The organism is Ensifer sp. Root954, from assembly GCF_001429005.1.
GTDB lineage: Bacteria > Pseudomonadota > Alphaproteobacteria > Rhizobiales > Rhizobiaceae > Ensifer > Ensifer adhaerens.
On the sequence record NZ_LMJM01000026.1, the window covers coordinates 1 to 780 of the forward strand.

The following is a 780-nucleotide window of genomic DNA, read 5'->3' on the forward strand; positions in this document are numbered from 1 at the left end:
AACTGGACGCTCGGAAACGCTGATCGTTTCGATTGCGGCATCGAGCATGGTGTTCACGAGTTCTGCGTCTGGACGTGTGCTCACGGACCAACTGACAACAAGCCCGTCGAAGCAGTCGATAATAGGCGACAGATACACTTTCCCCGCCGGCAACTGGAACTCCGTGATATCGGTAAGCCACTTCTCGTTTGGCCTTGCAGCGTGGAAATCACGATTGACCAAATTCTCGGGTGCAGCGTCTAGTTCCCCTTGGTAGGACGTGTACCGACGTCGCTTCACGGTGGCGACGATGAGCTGCTCCTGCTTCATCAGGCGGCGGACGACCTTTTCGGAAACCTGCTCTCCTCTCCTGGTCAGGGCCGCATGAATGCGTCTGTAGCCGTAACAGTTACGATTGGCTTCGAAGAGAGACACAATGGTTTGGCGAAGCTTGGCGTATTGGTCATCAAGGCCAAGCAGAGAGCGATGATAAAAATAGGAGCTGCGGGCGAACTCAAGCCGCGTGAGGAGTTCTGGTAACGCATAGATCTGTCTCAGGGCATCAACCAGCAGGGTCTTTTCCCGGTTTGCCAGGAGCCGCAGGTCGATGCCCAGATCTTTTTTTAGGAGTTCGTTAGCCTTCTTCAGCAGGTCGTGCTCGAGTTGAAGGCGCTGCACATCTCTACGTAGCGCCTCGAGTTCACGCTCGAGTTCGTCTCGGCTGGCTGTCGGTGGTAATTCGCGACGGCGTGTCATGGATGCAGGGACCTCACGACCAAGTTTCTGGTTCTTCCAGTCGTA

At 55.3% G+C, this 780-nt stretch carries 1 protein-coding gene; it reads right to left on the bottom strand.

The features are described 5' to 3' along the window. On the bottom strand, positions 1 to 780 hold a 780-nt coding region (locus tag ASE71_RS21840; protein WP_156411757.1), incomplete at both ends, for an IS3 family transposase.